Here is a 19,773-nt window from a genome sequence, read left to right as displayed (position 1 = left end):
CAATGGGCTAAATATTCAGCCCATTGTTTAGTTAAAAACTTATATCTTATCTTGGACTTTAAACAAACTACCATGATTCAGAGCCCCGCATCTATACTGTACAGTAAATGGGGAGACCATGATGGCAATCCGGTTTATCTTTTTAGGCTAAAAAATGCAGCCGGCGCTTATGTTGAGCTTAGCAATTACGGGGCTACAATAGTTTCAATAGTAGTTGCCGATAAAAACGGTGAATATGAAAATGTGGTGCTAGGATACCGGTCACTAAACGATTATGTGAACGATACCTGTTACCTTGGTGCTACTATCGGTCGTTTTGCAAACAGGATAAGCGGAGCCAAATTTGAATTGGATGGTTCTGTTTACCAATTACAGGCCAACGATGGCTTTAATACCAACCATGGGGGTAATACGGCTTATAATACCCGCGTATTTGATTTCGAGTTGCATGACGACACAATATCTTTCACCCTCCATAGTGCAGATGGTGACGGAGGGTTTCCAGGTAATCTTATTTTAAAAGTAACTTATCGTTTTACGGATGAAAATGAACTGTTTATCAACTTTCAAGCCACATCCGATAAAAAAACTGTGGCAAATTTCACAAATCATGCTTATTTCAATTTGTCAGGAAAAAGCGATAGTGTGTTAGGGCATGGTATTGAAATATTCGCCGATAAAATGCTATGTGTCAATAAGAGTTATATACCTGATGGAATGATAAAGCCAGTAATTGATCGTAAGCTTACCGGACAACGTATCAAAAATAAGATAATAGTAAATGACAATGTAACTGTAGGATTTAATGATTGCTACATTTTGAACCATGTAGACGAAGGGCTTAAACCCGCCGCTAGATTAACAGAGTATACCTCGGGCAGAACGTTGAACGTATATACAAGTTACCCAGCTGTAGTATTTTATACAGGTGATTATCTCGTAAGTAACCGCAATGGAAATTTTCAGCGCCCTTATGAACCCTTCGACGGCTTATGCCTGGAATGCCAATTCTATCCGGACAGCCCAAATCATCCACTGTTCCCTTCTGCTGAGTTAGCTCCTGGCGAGGTGTATAACGAAACTATCATCTACAAGTTCGGAATCTTGAATTAAGATATATATTATTTCTTTTCCGGGCAATTTTACTCCTGGGTTTCAGTGTCGATGTTTTAACAAGTAGGTTTTATCTTAGACAGATATAAATCATAAAATTGTCTATTTAACTCCCTGGCGCGGTATTGCATTTTTTAGGGTATTCTGATTTTGCGAGTGTTGCACAAATAATCGAGTTTGTACAGCATTGGCGCCAGATTACACACTTCGCAGTAGAATCACATAACTTTTGATGTGCTGATTCAGTTAAACATTTAGGAAGGCAGCAAAAATGAGTAGAATCAGAAAATTGTCTATCTATTTTGAAAATTAATCCATTTTTTTATCAAGTTCGGCACTATACATTTACATAACCAATTATTAACTAAATACAAAAATTATGTAAAACCTCGACTCTTTCCTTTTCAGAAAAAAGGCAACTGACGTACCCCTAGATGGTAATATTTCCATCGACGTAGCTAAAATTGTTGCCTTTCGCCACCAATTTGTGCAGTTCAGGTCATCCTGGGCTATGGCGGTGTATTGCTTTAAAAAAAGCAAAGCAGTACCCGTACTATCAGCACGCATCCAGTAGCCAATGATTGATTTAAAAATGAATTTTATGTACAAAATTTTATGAACAAATTCTACAATTTTGATGATACGGGTATTCCAATGCAAAACGAGCAGCGTAAAAGTTACAAGCGTCTTTGCCTTATGCTTTTTGTTGGATTTTCCTTTTTTTTAGGCACCGCGTTTGCCCAAACCGCAAAAATTACTGTTACTGGTAGAGTTACAGATACTGCTGGAGTGACCTTACCTGGCGTAACGGTTGCCGTTGTTAATAATAGCAAAGTAGGTACACAAACCGATAATAACGGCAGGTTTATAATTGATGTGGAAGATGGGGCTGCGCTTAGAGTTTCGTTCGTAGGCTTTATAGCTCAAACATTTACCATATCGCAATCCAATAAGGTACTTAACGTGCGGTTATCGGAGATTAAAGGTCAGCTTGATGAAGTTGTTGTAACTGCTTTCGGTAAAAAAGAACGTAAAGAGGCTTTAGTTGGGTCGGTAACCAGCATTAAGCCAAGCGAATTGAAAATTCCTGCCAGCAATTTAACGGCAGCGCTCGCGGGACAGGCCGCTGGTATAATCTCTTATCAGCGAAGCGGTCAGCCGGGGCAGGATAATGCGTCGTTTTTTGTGCGTGGTGTAACCACTTTTGGCTACAAGCAAGACCCGCTCATTTTAATAGACAATGTGGAGTTAACAACATCAGATCTTGCTCGCTTACAGGTTGATGATATTGCCAGTTTCTCTATACTAAAGGATGCAAGTGCTACCGCTCTTTATGGCGCACGAGGTGCCAACGGTGTTATACTTGTAAGTACTAAGGAAGGCAAAGAAGGCCCTGCCAAGATTAATTTCAGAACGGAATTTTCTTCCTCGCAAGCTACGCAAACGCCACAAATAGTTGGCCCTATTGAATATATGAACTTGTATAACGAGGCGTCGCTTACCCGCGACCCTACATTGCCTTTGCCTTTTCCGCAAAGTAAAATAGTTAACACCCAAAATACTATAAATGGTGGCCCCGGTGCCAATCCATATGTTTACCCAGCTGTAGACTGGCTTAAACTGTTGTTCAATAAGCGTGCAACAACGCAACGCAATAACTTGAGCGTTAGCGGCGGCACCGGCTTGGCGCGGTATTACATTACTGGTACTTATAACCAGGATAACGGTGTTTTAAAAACAGATGTTCGCAATAATAACAATAACAACGTAAGCTTTAAAAACTACCAGTTACGCTCCAATATAAACTTGTCGTTAACCAAAAGCACCGAGGTTGTTGTTAGATTATCCGGTACTTTTAATGAATATTCCGGGCCTATTACCAGTGATGGCTCCTTCGCGTCTGACCTGTATAACATTGCAGTTCATACCAGCCCGGTACTTTTTCCCGCTTTTTACCCAGCCGATGCAGCCAACCAAAACGCTCAGCACATATTGTTTGGTAACGTAGGCCAGGCAGATGGCACGAGCAGCAATAATATCTTGTACAATAACCCTTACGCAGCTCTTTTACGCGGGCATAAAAATTTTTCGGAGTCGAGGATGTCGGCCCAACTGGAGTTAAACCAAAATCTTTCCTTTTTAACCGACGGATTAAAATTCCGGACGCTGTTTAACACTAACAGGCACTCGTATTTCGATTCGCAATTAGCTTATAGCCCTTTTTATTACAACATCGGCTCCTATGATAAGGTGACAGACCAATATACCCTCACCTGGCTTAATCCGCAGCCTACCGGAAATAACGTGGCGCAGGAATATCTGTCATACAGTAAAAACGAACCAAACGCAGATACCTTTTTGTATCTGCAAAGTGCTATGGATTATAATAAACAACTGGGCGACCACAATATCAACGCAACGTTGATCGGTACGGTACAGCAAACTGTTTATTCGAGCCAAAAGGATCCTAAAACAAATACAACCACTTTACAATACTCTTTGCCGTTCAGAAACCTTGGCCTGGCCGGGCGATTGACCTATGGATACAAAAGCAAGTACTTTATAGAAGGTAACTTTGGCTATAATGGCTCCGAGCGTTTCAATGCCGCCCACCGTTACGGTTTCTTTCCAACTATAGGCGGTTCGTGGGTGGTGTCAAACGAAAGTTTCTGGAACGCGAATATCATCCAGCGGTTAAAGATTCGCGCCAGCTATGGTTTAGTGGGAAATGATGCCATTGGCCAGCAGCGCTTCTTTTACCTGTCGGATGTGAATTTTGTTAACGGCCCTAACTATGCGCAATTCGGTTTTAATAACTCTTACGAGCGTAAGGGCGTTTTCATTAATAGCTACGAGAACAATAATATCACCTGGGAAACCTCAAGGCAAACCAACTTAGCGGTTGAGTTTACCATATTGAAAAATTTAAACGTGATAGCCGAACTGTATAAAAATCATCGGTACGATATTTTACGGCAAAGGTTGGTGCCTTCAAGCGAGGGTTTCGAGTCGGCTATCAGTTCCAACTTAGGTGTGGTGGATTCGAAGGGTGTGGATCTGTCTGCAGATTACAAGCAAAATTTCAGCAACGGTTTGTGGACGTCCTTTAGGGGGAACTTTACCTACTCCACTAATAAATATACCTATATCGAAGAGCCCAATTTCAACGAACCATGGCGTCACTTTATAGGCCAGCCCATTAGCCGCGGTTATGGTTACGTTGCCGAGCGTTTGTTCGTTGATGATCAGGAGGCCAAGAATTCCCCGTCTCAGATATTTAGCGGAACGGGAATTGCACCGAAAGGCGGGGACATTAAATACCGCGACTTAAACGGAGACGGCAAAATAGATAACCTCGACTTAACCTTTATGGGTTATCCGCAGACGCCGGAAATTGTCTACGGCTTCGGTTTCTCCACCGGCTATAAAGGTTTCGATCTGTCGGCCTTCTTTCAGGGTCAAGCAAGAGTATCTTTCTTTGTCGACCCTACCCGTGTGAGCCCGTTCATTCCGAGCCCGGATGCTTATGTGTATGGGAACACCCAGGTTTTGCAGGAATTTGCCAATAGCCATTGGAGTGAAGAAAACCAGGACCTGTATGCGGCCTACCCAAGGTTGGGCACTACAAAGGCAGGTATTGAAAATAACTTGCAGCCGAGTACCTGGTGGCTGCGCGATGCAAGCTTTCTAAGGCTAAAATCATTGGAAATAGGCTATACGTTACCTACCCGCCTATCAAAATCATTAAAGCTCAGCAATATGAGGATTTATTTTAACGGCTTGAATTTGTTAACCTGGAGCCCTTTTAAAATGTGGGATCCGGAGCAGGGCGGCAACGGGTTTGCTTACCCTATTCAAAAGGTATTTAATGTTGGCCTTAATGTTAATTTATAACCCTAACAAATTAAAACAAAGAAGACATGAGATCATATTATAAATATATACTGATGGCCTTTTTTTGCATGACCGGCGTGTCATGCAAAAAATACCTGGACGTAGCTCCGGATAACGTGGGTACCCTTGATTATGCTTTTAGAAACCGTAACGAGGCGGAGAGTTATCTCTTCAGCTGTTACTCTACCATGCAGCAATTAAACAATGTAATTTACAATGCAGGGTTTACCACGTCGGCAGAAATTATTTACCCTAATAATCTAACCGCCAACTTTTTTGATCAAAGCGGATTCAACCTTATCAGGGGCGTACAAAGCACCGGCTCACCGGTCTTAAATTACTGGGGCGGAAGTGTTGGCAATGTCAATATCTTTCAAGGTTTAAGAAGGTGTAATACCATGTTGGAAAATATTGATAAGCCGATTGACCTGACTGAGCCGGAAAAAAAACGGTGGATTGCCGAGGTGAAATTCCTGAAAGCTTTCTATCATTATTATCTGATCCGCATGTATGGGCCGGTGATTATCATAGATAAGAGTTTCCCGATAGATGCACCGGCAGATTCTTTAAAAAGGAAGCGCTCATCTATAGACGAGTCGTTTGCTTATGTAGTATCACAACTGGATGCCGCGATCCCTGATTTACCGCTCACCATAGAGAATCAAACCAAGGAGTTTGGCCGTATTACAAGGTTCATTGCCATGTCTGTCAAGGCTGAGGTGTTGGCCACAGCTGCCAGTCCATTGTTTAATGGCAACCCCGATTATGCTGGAATTAAGGACCGAAGCGGCAAATCACTTTTCTCGGCAAGTTATGATGGAACCAAATGGAAGGCAGCGGCAGACGCGGCGAAGGCAGCGATAACTGAGTGTGAAGCAAGGGGACTGCATTTAAACACCACGCCGCCAACAACCGCCGTAAACAGCGCATCTGATGAGGTAAAGCAACTTTTAACCCTACAATCATCGGTAACTGGCAAGTGGGAGCAAAACCCGGAACTCATATGGGCGCTAAACTATGGCTTTGGTTACCAGGGATTTGTTATCCCTAAGTTAACCAGTGATGCTGTTAGTATGGCTAATACTTATCCATCAAACTGGGCGGTGCCAATTGCAGAAGCCGAGCTGTTTTACACCAAACAGGGGGTGCCTATTAACGAAGATAAAACCTTCGATTATGCCGGCCGCTTTACTCCAAAAGCAGGTGACGATGCCAATAAACATTATATAAAGCAAGGCTACGAAACTGCGCAGGTTAACTTGGGCCGAGAACCCCGTTATTACGCCAGTTTAGCATTTGATGGTAGCGTTTGGTTCGGCAATGGAAAGGTTAACGAAAGTGATGCCCCTTATGTGCAAGCGCGGGGTATTTTCGCGACGGCTGGCCCCAAAAGCTCTAATTCCACTAACATTACCGGTATTTGGCCAAAAAAACTGGCAAACTACCAAACTGTAATGGACAAAACCTTTGATGTGGTAAACTTCCAGCTACCTATCATCCGGCTATCAGGCCTATATCTTTTATATGCTGAAGCCCTGAACGAGGCCGAAGGGCCATCAGCAGAAGTATATAAGTATATTGATATGGTGCGTGCCAGGGCTGGCTTGCAGGGCGTACAAGCTTCATGGACGGCTTATTCTACCAATCCGGGCAAAGCCGCAGGTAAAGACGGCTTGCGTCAGATCATTCACCAGGAAAGAAGAATAGAGTTGGCATTTGAAGGCCAAATTGGCTGGGACCTGCGCAGGTGGAAAGAATTGCAGGAAGTGTTAAGCAAACCACTGCAAGGCTGGAACATCAACGAGGGCAACTCTGCAGCGTATTACCGACCAAACACCGTCCTTATCCCTGTATTTGGTGTGAAGGATTATTTGTTCCCTATCGCAACGCAGGACATTATTATAAATGAAAATCTTGTACAAAATCCGTACTGGTAGCAGCTAGCTGATAATAAAGTGTTTGCATTGAAAATTTAAAATTTAAATTATGAAGAAGATATTTAAAAGCAGTTACTTAGCATACTTTATGCTGGCCTCGGTATTGCTTATCGTGCTGGTTTCGCCAGCATGCAAGAAAGCGGAGTCTAACATCCAGGTAGTATCAACCGATCAGACTAAACCGGGTCCGGTGACCAATGTTAAGGTGGAGAACCTTAATGGTGCGGCCCGCCTGACCTATACCTTACCCAATGAGAAAAACCTGTTATATGTTTTAGCCCGCTACAACATAAATGATACCAGAACAAGGGAAACAAAAGCCAGCTATTATACCGATACCATTATAGTTGACGGTTTTGCAAGGGCTAAAGAATACACGGTGACTTTGTATGCGGTAAGCAGGGCCAACGTAATGTCTGATCCTGTTACTGTAACAGTAAAGCCTGCCACCCCGAATTACCTATACATCAATTCAAATTTGACTATCACGCCCGATTTCGGAGGTGCTAACTTTTTTGGATTTAACCCTAACAAGGTGCCGGTAGCAGTACATGTTATTACCTATAATACGATCACTAATAAATACGACGAACAGGAACCTACTTATTTAACTGGCGATACTATTAATGTTTCCGCTCTCGGTTTCCCTGCGGTGCCTCAAAAGTTTGGAGTTTTTGTTACCGATAGGTTCGGCAATGTTTCTGATACAGTTTTTAAAACCTTGACGCCTTTGTTTGAGGTTGCATTGGATAAAAAGAAGTTCTTTACCTATCACTTACCAACTGATAGCCCTATTGGTTACGGCTGGGACTTCAAGTACTTTTTTGATGACAACTTGGGCGACCCAGGCTGGCATACCTTAAGTAATCCATTGAAAATCGGGTCATTTGGCTTAGGCGTTACCGCAAAAATTAGCCGCGTAAGGCTGTATAATAGGTTGCCAGACATTTACGGTTATCAAAATACCAGGCAGTTCACGATCTGGGGATCGTTGAAAGATAACCCGGCAGATTACCCGTCATGGCCTGCTACAATAACGCCTGTTGGTACCGTACTGGGCGATTGGGTTAACATGGGCAATTTTGTTTATCCAAACCCTCCGTCGGGCCTGCCTCCAGGTAATGCTAATGCGGCTGATATAGCTTACGGCGCGGCAGGTGTCGATTTTAAAATGCCAAGCACTGCTCCAAAGGCTAAGTATATCCGTTTCCAGTGTACCCAAACTTGGGCAGGGCTCGACTATGTCAATGCGAAAGAGATTACATTGTTTGGAGATCCTAAATAATAAGTTTTAACTAATAAATTAACGCAATGAGAAATATTTTCCGTGTTATAGTTATCTTATCTATCCTATTTGTAATAATAAATGGATGCAAAAAGTATGCTGATGATTATAAGAGATTTTTAAATAATAAAGAAGTAACTTACCCGGGCCTGGCAACCGGCGTGGGATATCGTCCAGGCAATTTACGTGCGGTGTTAGTTTGGCACCCCAGTCCCGATCCAAGCATCAAAAATTATGTCATCACCTGGAATAACGGTAAAGATTCATTAAGAGTCGATGCCACAAGCCATAGCCCCGCCGACTCCATTACAGTATCTATCCCCGGCCTCAAGGAGTATGTATACAGCTTCCGTATAGTAGCGCATGATAACAGTGGCGGCACCTCTGTAGGTCAGGATCTGAATAATGTACGCGTTTACGGGCCGGTTTACCAGTCTACACTACTTAACCGTGGTTATGATATAGCAAATCCGTATATGGTACGGCCGGATGGTTCGGTAGATTTAAATTTCGTTAAAGCTGATGCGGGCAACGTTTCCACGACTATAGAGTACACTACTAATAACAGCGGCACAAAAACGGTTCCGCTTTTGGCAAAAGACAATGTGATAAACCTGGCCGATTTCAAATTTGGCACGGTTGTAAAATACCAGTCATCGTATGTGCCAGCCACCAACGCGGCGGATGTATTTACAACGCTTGAGAAAGCCACTTTCCCAACGATCAGATATATTGCCGTATGCGATAAGTCCTTGTTTAAGGAAAATCCTTTACCAGGCGATGCCGGTGTCTACGACTACAATACCACAGTACGGAAATTGTGGGACGGAACTGTTGGGCCACAGGGTTACCCGGATATATTTCATAGTGATGGCAGCCACGGTATGCCACATGCCATAACTTTTGATATGGGCAAAGTATATAGGAAGCTTACATCGGTAGAAGAAACCGGGCGCAACTGCTGTAACAATCCCGACCAGTTTGAAATTTGGGGGATAGCAGATATTACAGGCGCAGAAACAAGCCTATCTCCGCGCGATAGCGGCTGGCAGGCGGAGATGATCGCTAAAGGGTGGACTCTATTGAAGGATATACGCAGAACCGATGATGGCCAAAACGCGCAGAAATTCGATTTCGACGCGGTACCGTCGGTTAGGTATATTCGTGTACGCATTAAGCATGTTACCTCAAACGATAGTAATTATAGTAATATTAGTGAATTTACTTTCTGGAACGAAAAGTAGATTAACCTCTATAACCGATTTGAGCGTTACCGTTTGTCTCATTATGAGATAATTGTCTCGTAACTAAGATTAAGTAATTCGTTCACATGTTTCGTAAATTGTTTAAGCCGGTAGCGAATTTGTTGCCGGTTTTTTTTATGGTACGCATACGGTTTCACATGCAGATTGGTGATGACCCTGAATTGGAGATAACTGATAAACAAGCTTGTCTGCATAAGCATCTTAAGTCCGGTAAGCTACTAGCAAAGCGATAAATAAGGCAGCAACTGCCGACAGCGCGAACATCCACCAACTGATCGCTACCCGGTACACGAAACTCTGAAGCCAGGAGCGCATGGCCAGCCAGGCCAACGGCGCAGCGATCACAAAGGCTATAGCGACCAATTTCAGAAAGTCCTTGCCCAACAGCTGTACAATGCTGCTAACGCTTGCGCCGAGCACTCTGCGGACGCCGATCTCCTTGATGCGCTGTTCGGCACTGAAAGCAGTTAAGCCAAACAAGCCCAGGCAGGAGATCAGGATCGCGATCAGCGTAAATGAATTAATAATCTGTGACAGCACAATATCGGTCTCATAGGTGCTTTATATCCGCTCATTCATGAAGGTATAAACGAACGGACAGGTTCTGCTGGTCGATCGCTTCAGCCGGGTTCACCCCAGCCAGGTAAATGCCCCAGTCGAAATAAGAGTCCGCGCCGCACGTTTGACAGAGATAGTACCTTCAGAGGTACGGACATCTTTAGTGGTCTTACCATTCTTGGGATTGCCCGAACTGCATTCGGCCTCATCTAAATGGTTTTCCAGTTCTACTTCCAATGCAGCATCCAAAAAACTTTTAAGTAAGGGCGCAAAAGCGCCGTCCTTACCGTAAAGAGATTTGCGCTAGCGGAGTTGCTCCAGGGCCTTCTTCTTCATTTGCTCATGCCCGAGCGATTGTTCTTGCTTCATTCTAAACAATGTTAAAGGTATTTTTTACGCTTTGGCACGGCTCATTTTACACCCTCCATAAGTGAAATCAAAGGCGTTTTTCTCATAAAAATTCATGCTGTGACTTTCATAGGATGGCTCCTGAAATCACCTTATTCATCTTCGCTTTTACCGCAAATAAAATTGTATAACTAACATCTTGGGTTATTTAATAGCCCCGTTAAAATAACAACGAGATTAATCCAAACGCCTATCCGTGCTGTTCAGAGTGTAGACTTCGCTTTGTCCTATTGCTAAATTCCATTACTACCTCAACAAGAGTAAATAACCGGTTAGGTCTTTCAATCCGCGCCCCGGCTTGATGATATAGTAATATGTGCCAGTGGGAACGTTCAGCCCGTTGTATTTACCGTCCCAGGGTTTATATATTCCTTTTGATTGATATAAAAGCGCACCATAACGGTTAAAGATTGACACAACAGCAGCTGGGTAACCATCGAGCTTGTCTATGAGCCACAAGTCGTTATTGCCGTCTCCATTTGGCGTAAAGGTATTAACAGGTTTGGGTGGACTAATGACATCCACATGTATCGTTGCCTGGCTGCTGCAATTACCATTGGATATGAGCACGGTATAATCTGTAGTTTCCAGCGGGGACACGATGGGGAAAGGATTTTCCGAAATATCGATTTGCCTGTTGGAAGTCCAATGATAGGTCAGCCCATCGCCGGAATACTGAGGTGTTAGCTTTATCGAATTTCCCGCGGTTAATGTAATACTGGATGGCGCTGTTATTTCCGGCGGGGCCTGCACCTGGATCACCTGTGAGATGGTTTGGGCACAATTGCCCAAACTGACAAAATGATAGGTGATGATATGCCGGCCGGTACCTGCGGCCGCCGGGTTGAAAAATCCGTCGGCGCTAACCCCGTTTCCGGTAAAAAAAACGTTCATTGCCTGCAGTTGATGGGTTTCACCGGCCTGGGAAATTTTAAAAGCCGCAGCTGTCGAACATACCGGTTGGATTTCATTAAAATAAAGCCGGGGCGCGGGAAGGACGGAGATTTTCCTTGTGAACACTGAAAAACATTTTGTTCCGCTGTAAGCGATACATTTGACCGTATAAAACTGCTCACTGCTGCCGAAATTTTCGGGGTAAATATGTTGAATTAGCTGCCCGTATTCAGGTTTTGCATAAACTACGGAATCATCAGGAAAGTGTGTGCTATCGAAAAATAGCACGAGCCGTGTGATCTCGCCAGGACCGGAAAGCGTGGAGGCGTTTCTTAAAATTACAGGGGTGCCACTGCAAAATGCCCCGTTTCCATTAAACTCGAGTGCGGCCAGAGGATCGCTGCTGTTGACCGTTAGTTCCCTGCTGATCGTAGTGTCGCAGCCGGTACTGCTGGAAACAGTAAGGACGATCAGATATTTGCCGACGGCCGTGAAGCGATGGGAAGCGATGGACGTAAAGGCGGTATTGGGATTGGCAGGAGATGCGTTTTGATCGGAAAAACTCCAGGCAAAAGACAGCGTTCCGCCGATATTGTTTTCCGCCGGCACATCGGCCTTGAATTTCGCTGCAGCATCTGCTGTGCAAACTTCAGGCAACAGGAAGTTTACTTTTGGCCGGGCGTTGATGTTGATCGTTTTGGATAATGGGCCGCTCATGCAACCGGAATTCCCGGTCAGCGTTAGTTGAACAAGGTAGGCGCCGGGTTGCTTGTACGTATGCTTTATATCTGCCGCTGTTGAAGTGATGGTTGTCCCATCCCCAAAATCCCAGGTACGTTTGCTTGTAACAAAGTTCAGTCCCGTAGCGCTTTGATCCGAAAATTGAACCGGATGCCCCTCACAGGAACCGGCGGACCATTTGAAATCAGGTGTAAAAGTGGGGCCGATTTCCAGCATCTGCTTTTTAACGGCCTGGCATCCTGATGCATTTGTGACCGTAAGGCTGACTTCATATTTGCCCGGTGCTCCATACTGGTGAAATGGAGATGGTGTGGCTGATGTATTTTGTTGATTGCTTTGCGGATCCCCGAAATCCCACATCCATTTGGAACCGGTGCCCTGTGCCGGCGTCTGGTCTGTAAATTGTACGCCCAGGCCGCAATCATCCTTAGACTGCTTGAATGTCACATCCGGCAGGGCAATTACACGGAAACTTTCATTGAAGATATCCCTGTCGAGACCGCAATTATGGTGCCCGTCCGGATAATCCGCGGTGATAACCGATTTGTGTTCTCCCGGCTGGTTGTAAGTGAGGGGCTTGGACATAATATAGGTAAAGGTTTGCGCCCCGTTCTGTTCTCCGTAAATAGGATCGGCGTTGCCCAGGGCCAATCCATAGCCGTCAGTTACCCAGGATATTTCCGGAGACTTAAATGCGAGCGTGAGCCTGAATTGGTAGTCATCATCATCCGCACATGCTGAATCAATTTTTTCGCCGGTAGAAATGCGATAAGCTTGCAACTGGTACCGGGCTCCAAGGTTGGTGCCGGCAGAATAGGAATAGGATTCCACATTGCCAAACCCATAGGCGATAGCATTGAATCCTTCCGTTGCTGTAAGACGGAAGGTCCCGCCCATATTTTGGGGAAGCAGAAGCTGAAGATAAGAATATCCGGGAAGCGTAGGCATTGGCCGGAACTGCCCGGTGGGGGCCCGCCCGTTGACTTTGAAGCTTGAAACTGCTGCAGAAGTGAGCAATACATTGACGTATTGCTCACTGATCTTTTCCCGCCCGGAAGAATAGATCGTAATATCTTTTATGCTGAATGATATGGGGTTCAGCAGCACCATGTCGGGATCGCTGTACCCTTTGTTTGAACCATCCGTGTTGCTGCAGGATTGCGATAACGCAAACTGGGCGACCATGACGGGATTGTTTGCACTGATATGCGCAGGCTTATTGAGCGGTTGCGGCGTAGTATAAAATTCTCCGGGGCCAAGTGAGGCTACATGCTGTCCATCAATACTGATTTCTGTATAGGGCGATCCGGCAACGATCCGCAACAGTTGGCCTGCTGTACGGACCGGTGCGGCAATATCCCTACTGGCCGTACTGAAGGGTATAAAGCCGTATTCCTTGCCCCAGCTTTCAGTCGGCAGGCACTGTTGATACAAGGGATCCAGTGAATGAGGGTTGCAGCCGGCCGGCGAGATATAAACACCAGTGCTTCCGCTAAATGCCGCAAATCGCTGACAATCCCCGCTACCCGGGTCTGTGGTGACAGATACGCCGCTGAGATCTTCGGCGGACATGTACTCGTACACATCGTTGACGTCGGTTAGTTGTGCGATGGCAAGTATGTTTGGACCGCGCCTGAAAAAAACAGTCGTGTTGGGGGATGCTGCAACCACGGTAATGTAATTTTTACCTTCTGTATCGTGCTCCGGATAATTCATGCTGAAATAGCTGCTGCCCAGCGCCTCCTGTGGCAACACCAGTGTGGCAGCGGAACGCTGGCCTGCAAAAATGTGGGCGTATACGGTTACCTTTGGCATATCCGGGTCTACGGATACATGGACTGCCCTGTTATGCAGCACCTGTCCCGCTTCACCTTCATCGATGTATGCCTTTTCCCGGGGTACCTTGATTTCTGTCACCTGATGTGCGGTCACATGGAAGGTCGCAGAAAAATTCCCTGCGACAATTTGTCCCCTGGAGTCTTTTTCCCCGGTAATGAAAATGCTGAGCTGGGCAGGAAGCGTATTCAACTGTGCGTCAAAATCCGGCACATGCGTCGGGAATGCTACCCAGAAATCCCGGCCAAGACTGGAAGTTAGCTGTCCCCGTACATCCTGCCTGAAAACCATGCAGAACAGGACACAAAAAAAAGCAGTCGCGAAACGGGAGGACTTCATTAAATGAACTTAGTGGTACATACGCAGTTTAATCATTTTACAGGCAGAGGATGTGATAAGTGCCCGGTCTTTCAATCTTCCGGTGAAAATAAATGCCGGCGTATTTGTAGAAGGATAAAGTTACAGGCCTTAACGTGCAGCAAAAGTATTAAAATTAATGTTTTTTGCATTAAAATATTAATAAGTTAATAATATTTGTCATTAATGAATTTTTTTATTCTTTTTTGTAACAATACTTGTTACATTTGCGTTCAAAATCACAATGAAGTAAAATGATATTTATTGTCAGGCCTGTAGTTGTTGCTGACAAAATAGAATTTTCTTCAAAATGATGCTCCCCTGAACCACTGTTGATGTCACGTTTGCGAGTGAAAGGGGGGAAGTATGCTTTAACCTTATCACGAAATATGATATCAGTATGGACTGTCTTGCGGGATCGCATCAAACAACTTGTAGCCGGACGCTTTCCTTCGGAAATTCGATTGTCGATCTTTCTTTGCCTTTTCCCTTTTATTACAAGTGCCCAGCAAATTACTCGCCAGGATTCGACTGTGATGTTTCCGCAACCTGATTCGGCGATCCTAACAACTAAATTGCAACGCATTACAGGCAAGCCGGGTTTTAGCAAACCTGTTCAGCAAAAAGATTCGTTAAAAAGCAGGATTAAAAATGGAGCGAAATCTACGCTGAACCAAACAGCTCTGGCCGGAAAAAGCCTGCCTTCCCTCCGTAAAAAAAGTATCGGAGCAACCTTGCAATTCGAAAATGCGCTGATGTTCCATCCGGTCAATGCGGCAGCCGGTTTGACAGGAGACAGGCGATATGCCAATATTTTAAGCTTGAGAACCACTATCAATGCCGGGGGGATTCCGCTCAGTTTCAATTTTTCGACTGATAAAGGATCTTCCATGCCACAACATAGCCCGGTCAATGGCTTGTTTAAATTCAACCTTGATCCGCAACGCCTTAAAGCCATGATGAGCAGCGATCTGTTACGCTACACGGAAATGAGGAAAACGTTGTTCCATGGTCAGGACCTTACTGCCTATGCCAGGGAAGAACTCAAATCGCAGGCACTTACCCGTAACCCGGTTGAGGGCTGGACAAGAGAAAATGTGCTCAGTAAATACCTGGACGACCCGGCTGTCATTAACCGTTTGTTAACAATGGATAAAGAACAGGTTCGCCGAGAACTGACGACCGAACTGGTCCGCGTGAAAGACGACGCCAGGTCTAAGGTTAAAAAGCAGGCAGCGTCTTTATCTGCTAACGCAATTCCGGTGCTGGAAGCAGACCGGGTCAGGGCTAATCTGGATGATCTGAAAGCGATGGAAAAGAATCGGGATCTGAATGGATATTTCAACAACCAGGAACATCTGGCAGAGCTTCAGAACCTGAACGAAGCACAGATCGCCCAAAAGATTCAGGGGCTATCTGCACAACCGGCTCAAAAGGTGAGCCTGCAGGGTATTCCGGACGCTGGATACTTAGTGCCTGTTCCCGGATTTGACCTGGCAAGGATCGTCAGCAACAACCTGGCCATGCAGGCTGCAGAGCATGATACATTACGGTCCCGATTGGCCCACCGGATTTTTATCAACGTGCGCCAGAATAATGCTGCAGGTTTTGACAAGGTCATCGGTGATGAAAAACAAACACTGGAATCTAAGCTCCAACCTTTAAAAACCGGCGACCTTTCGGCTGCTTTGGATAAAGATAATCTACCGGGCACGGATTTTAAGCTTAACCAGGTCTCTGTGCCCCCTCAGGTCGACAGTGTTGCGGCCGAGGTGGATGCTATCCGCAGCAGGCTGGGTGCCAGGGGACTAAATGTACGTACGATGTTGCAGCAGGAAGAATGGCTGAAACAAAGAGACGCTAAACTACCCCTGACAGAAGCATTAAGCGGCTTTGAGAATACCCGTCCGGGAAATGGGCTGCAATCGTTTTTCAACAACGTCGATGCGCTGAAGCTGGGCAGTTTCGGCAATCAGGTACCCGGCGGCGTCCAAAACACCGACCTGTTCATGTCTGGTACCCATTTGACCTATAAACTAGATGGCATTCCCCTGACCGCAGGTTACGGCGCCGTAAACGATATCGGATCTTTCAAAGATGCGGCCTATACCTCGTCTGTCTATAATCAACCCCGTAATATGACCTATCTCGCTGCGGAATTGCCAAGGGCCAGGGGCGGTAAATTGAAAATTTCAGTGATCAGTGCTTATGGTAAAGAGATCAGAAACAGCGCATATGCCTTGCCGGGCATATCCAATAACAATGTGGCGGTTACATTATCTAAAGATATGAGGCTCGGCAAACTTGGTAATATGTCATTTGATCTTTCAAAGACAGCTACACTTTACAACAATAATTACCAGGTTAATAATGAGGCTTTGCTGGACAGGAAAGCCGGGCTCACAAGTACTTTGACCAATGATTTGTTCTCGGCAATGTCTTTTGGCGCCCGTCATGACCTGGAGCTCGATAAGCTTGGGGCATCCGACAGTTTCTATTTCAATTACGCCGGTATGGGCTACCAGAATCCTGCTAATAATGGTTTTGGCGGAGCCCGGATGAAATATGGCGGAAATATCAGGAAATCTTTCCTGGACAAGAGGCTTTCGTTCGGCTTAAGGGCTGATCTGAATAATATGCCGATCAGTTACACTTCCAATGATAAATGGAAAACTTACCAGTTCCAGTTTGATACCCGTTACCAGGTGAACAAACAGTTCAGTATGAATTTCAAGTATGCCAACGGCGGGACCGATAAGATGGTTAATAATATCATTACGCCTGTCTACGGCCTGCAAAAACTTCAGGTTGACGGCAATGTCAGGTTCAAATTATGGAAGCAATATACGGTCAGTCACCTCACGGTAGGTACGCAGAATTTCAGTAATGTGACCGGAACGCAGGGGGCCGGGAACCTGCTGATGCTTAATTATACACAAACAACTGTATTTCAGATGAATTCGCTGACAACAGCCGTTTTCTATAACAAGGAGCTGTCTCCCTACCAGCTTATCGGAAATATGCTGACCGCTGATATGACTTATAGTTACAGGTTGTTTGAAAAGCTGAACTTTTCTTCCGGACTTACTTACCTGAACAATACCGGGATCGTCAGGCAGGCCGGCATCAGGCAGGGCGTGCAACTGTTGACTGCAGGGCACTTTGACCTTGATTCCTATGTGGATTTTCGCAGAAACCTGCTCCGGTCGCTTTATCCGGATCTGTATCCTTCCTGCCGCGCTGAATTAACGCTTAAATACCATATCAGTATATAATTATGATGAAAAAATACCTGTTGTTTTTGTTCCTGGCCCTTTCCGGATATGCGGCATCGGCCCAGCTCAATATCAGTTTTATCCCGGAGACCTATGGCCGCAATGTCAATGGCCTGTTCTTCTGCAGGATTACCAATTCCGGGGGAAAGCTGAACGTCAGCATGACGATCACGGTAACCGAGCGGAAAGGTGGGATTGTCTGCCGGGCCGTGCTTCCCGAATTTTCGCTTTTCCCGGGTACAAACCCCATCCCCACGACTGCCGCACATTCGGCAGGAATCCGATTTGGCGACAGCCAGCTGGGGCAGATCAGCGGGCGAACCGGCTCTTTTCCTGAAGGAGATTACGAGTATTGTTATGAGATTACGTTTCAGCACAGTGATAATCCACCCTTTGAGCAATGCTTTTCTTATACGTTGGCGCCGTTTGCCGAGCTAAACCTGGTTGATCCTTATAATAAGGAAAAAATATGTGATAAGCGGCCGACTTTAAGCTGGCAGCCGCTTATTCCGGTGATGGCAGGCGCAAGGTACCAATTGGTGCTCGCCGAGATCAAAGCAGGGCAAAGCCCGACAGAGGCATTGAACTACAATCTGCCTATCCTGAATCAGACTAATCTGACAGCTCCCGTATTGGTGTTTCCGCCGGTGGCCAGGGAGCTTCAGCCGGAAAAAAAATATGCCTGGCAGGTTACCGCCTTCAAGGATCAGACCATTCTTAACCGCTCAGAAATATGGGAATTCAACGTTCATTGCCCTGATACGCTTCAGAAAAAGGTGGATAGTGCTTCCTTCCGTTTTATCGAGGACCTGGCACAGGGTAACCGGTACCTGGCCCTTGGATCTGTTCGTTTTGCAGTGGTGAACCCCTACGTAAAACAAGAACTTCATTATAAGATCCGGGCATTGGATCAGCCTGATAAGAAAATCAAACACTTACCCAAACTTCTATTGGTAAACGGTCGCAACGAGCTTGTGGTGGAGCTGAGCGGTAACAGCGCTTTTAAGAACGGTAAGTTTTATGTTATGGATGTTACCCTGCCGGACGGCACGGTTAAAAGTTTACGATTTGAATATGAAGATCCTAATGAATAGATACTTAGCCGGGATATGCTGTCTTTTGCTGGCAGCCTGTGGCAGGGAAAAGAAGCAAATTCAGGAGCAGGAGAACACCGGACTGACCGTGCAGGTCGCTCCACTGAATAATCCTGATGCTCCTTCCGGTTACCGGTTTAGACTTAACCTCACGCCGCAGGCCGCTGCCGGTCTCAGTGAAACTACGCGGACTGCCTTGCTTTACCGGATGGACAGTTGCTTTTACAAACAGGCGGCGGGCAAAAAAGTATATGCTGATATCGTTCAGTACGTTGCCGCGGGTACCGGAAAAACTTTCGAATACCTGGTGACTTTCGCCGATGAACCGGTACCACCAGCGGATGAAAAACTGATCTACGAGGACCGTTACCTGGATAAGAAAATATTTGCCTTCAAACCTTAGTATCACCATGACCTTTAAATACATGAATAATATTCCCAAAAGCAGGAAAATCGCTTTCGCACTGCTGGCCGTATGGATATATAACCTGGTAATCGCCCCGGTGGCGGCACTGGCGCTCACCTCGGGACCGACACAACCGGAAGTAAAGGGGTTCCAGCCCGCAACGGTTACCGACATGGTCGATCTGCAGACCGGTGATTTTAAATATAATATCCCCCTGCTGGATGTGGATGGCTACCCTATCAACCTGAATTACCAGTCAGGGACCGGAATTGATGACGAGGCCAGCTGGGTAGGGCTTGGCTGGTCCCTCAATGTCGGCAGCATCAACAGGCAGCTCCGGGGCATTCCTGATGATATGAAAGGAGATCCGATCGTCACGGACCATTATACCAAACCCAAAATCACGGTTGGCGGACGCTTACGCGTCAAGGGAGAAGTCGGCGGATACTATTCTCCAATCAAAGGTGAAGGAACCATCAGTATGGGCGTGTTCAGCGACAACTATACGGGTATCGGGGCTGAGATCGGCGCTAACCCTGGGATCTCGGTTTCACAGGGTAACGACGGCCCGCTGACCGCCGGGTTAGGACTTGGTATTTTATCGAGTACGGCAAGCGGCGTAGATGTAACCCCTTATGCAAACCTCGGTGTAAAGGCCGCGACAGATTTCAATATGACCGGTGTTGCCGGCTTGAGTGCCAATTTGGGTT

At 45.7% G+C, this 19,773-nt stretch carries 10 protein-coding genes and 2 pseudogenes; 8 read left to right on the top strand and 4 right to left on the bottom strand.

The features are described 5' to 3' along the window. Positions 1–72: 72 nt before the first annotated feature. The 5 genes from ACEN82_RS21835 (at position 73) to ACEN82_RS21815 (ending at position 9,473) form a co-directional block, all read left to right on the top strand. Positions 73–1,113, top strand: coding sequence for an aldose epimerase family protein (locus ACEN82_RS21835; protein ID WP_413318903.1), 1,041 nt, complete (start codon positions 73–75; stop codon positions 1,111–1,113). Between the two features lie 615 nt (positions 1,114–1,728). Beyond that, on the top strand, positions 1,729–5,007 hold the full coding sequence (locus ACEN82_RS21830) for a SusC/RagA family TonB-linked outer membrane protein (protein ID WP_413318901.1): 3,279 nt from the start codon (positions 1,729–1,731) through the stop codon (positions 5,005–5,007). Between the two features lie 26 nt (positions 5,008–5,033). Next, a complete protein-coding gene (locus ACEN82_RS21825) occupies positions 5,034–6,944 on the top strand; it encodes a RagB/SusD family nutrient uptake outer membrane protein (protein WP_413318899.1) in 1,911 nt (636 codons plus the stop codon). Between the two features lie 49 nt (positions 6,945–6,993). After that, on the top strand, positions 6,994–8,229 hold the full coding sequence (locus ACEN82_RS21820; protein WP_413318897.1) for a DUF4959 domain-containing protein: 1,236 nt from the start codon (positions 6,994–6,996) through the stop codon (positions 8,227–8,229). Between the two features lie 26 nt (positions 8,230–8,255). After that, positions 8,256–9,473: a DUF4998 domain-containing protein gene (locus tag ACEN82_RS21815; protein ID WP_413318895.1), complete on the top strand. Its 1,218-nt coding sequence runs from the start codon at positions 8,256–8,258 to the stop codon at positions 9,471–9,473. Positions 9,474–9,695: 222 nt separating this feature from the next. On the opposite strand, the gene ACEN82_RS21810 is transcribed toward ACEN82_RS21815, so the two are convergent. Together ACEN82_RS21810 and ACEN82_RS21805 are read right to left on the bottom strand one after the other, a co-directional pair. Then, a complete protein-coding gene (locus ACEN82_RS21810) occupies positions 9,696–10,034 on the bottom strand; it encodes an ABC transporter permease (RefSeq protein ID WP_413318893.1) in 339 nt (112 codons plus the stop codon). A 141-nt stretch (positions 10,035–10,175) separates the two neighbouring features. Next, positions 10,176–10,421, bottom strand: a pseudogene (locus tag ACEN82_RS21805) (transposase); the annotation flags it as partial. A gap of 54 nt (positions 10,422–10,475) precedes the next feature. Between ACEN82_RS21805 and ACEN82_RS21800 the strand changes: the two are divergent. After that, positions 10,476–10,591: pseudogene (locus tag ACEN82_RS21800) on the top strand (IS982 family transposase); the annotation flags it as partial. A 115-nt stretch (positions 10,592–10,706) separates the two neighbouring features. Here the strand turns inward: ACEN82_RS21800 and ACEN82_RS21795 are convergent. Then, positions 10,707–14,270: a PKD domain-containing protein gene (locus tag ACEN82_RS21795; protein WP_413318891.1), complete on the bottom strand. Its 3,564-nt coding sequence runs from the start codon at positions 14,268–14,270 to the stop codon at positions 10,707–10,709. Positions 14,271–14,863: 593 nt separating this feature from the next. Here ACEN82_RS21795 and ACEN82_RS21790 point away from each other — a divergent pair. Beyond that, positions 14,864–17,563: a porin family protein gene (locus ACEN82_RS21790; protein WP_413318889.1), complete on the top strand. Its 2,700-nt coding sequence runs from the start codon at positions 14,864–14,866 to the stop codon at positions 17,561–17,563. A 2-nt stretch (positions 17,564–17,565) separates the two neighbouring features. Then, entirely contained in the window at positions 17,566–18,657 is a 1,092-nt protein-coding gene (locus tag ACEN82_RS21785) for a DUF928 domain-containing protein (protein ID WP_413318887.1), read from the top strand. Positions 18,658–18,661: 4 nt separating this feature from the next. On the opposite strand, the gene ACEN82_RS21780 is transcribed toward ACEN82_RS21785, so the two are convergent. Then, positions 18,662–19,237 carry a hypothetical protein gene (locus ACEN82_RS21780; protein WP_413318885.1) on the bottom strand — a complete coding sequence of 192 codons (576 nt, stop codon included), beginning with the start codon at positions 19,235–19,237 and terminating at the stop codon, positions 18,662–18,664. Between the last annotated feature and the right edge of the window lie 536 nt (positions 19,238–19,773).

The sequence above is a fragment of the Mucilaginibacter sp. Mucisp73 genome (genome assembly GCF_059491465.1).
This window is presented reverse-complemented; position numbering and strand designations above follow the sequence as displayed.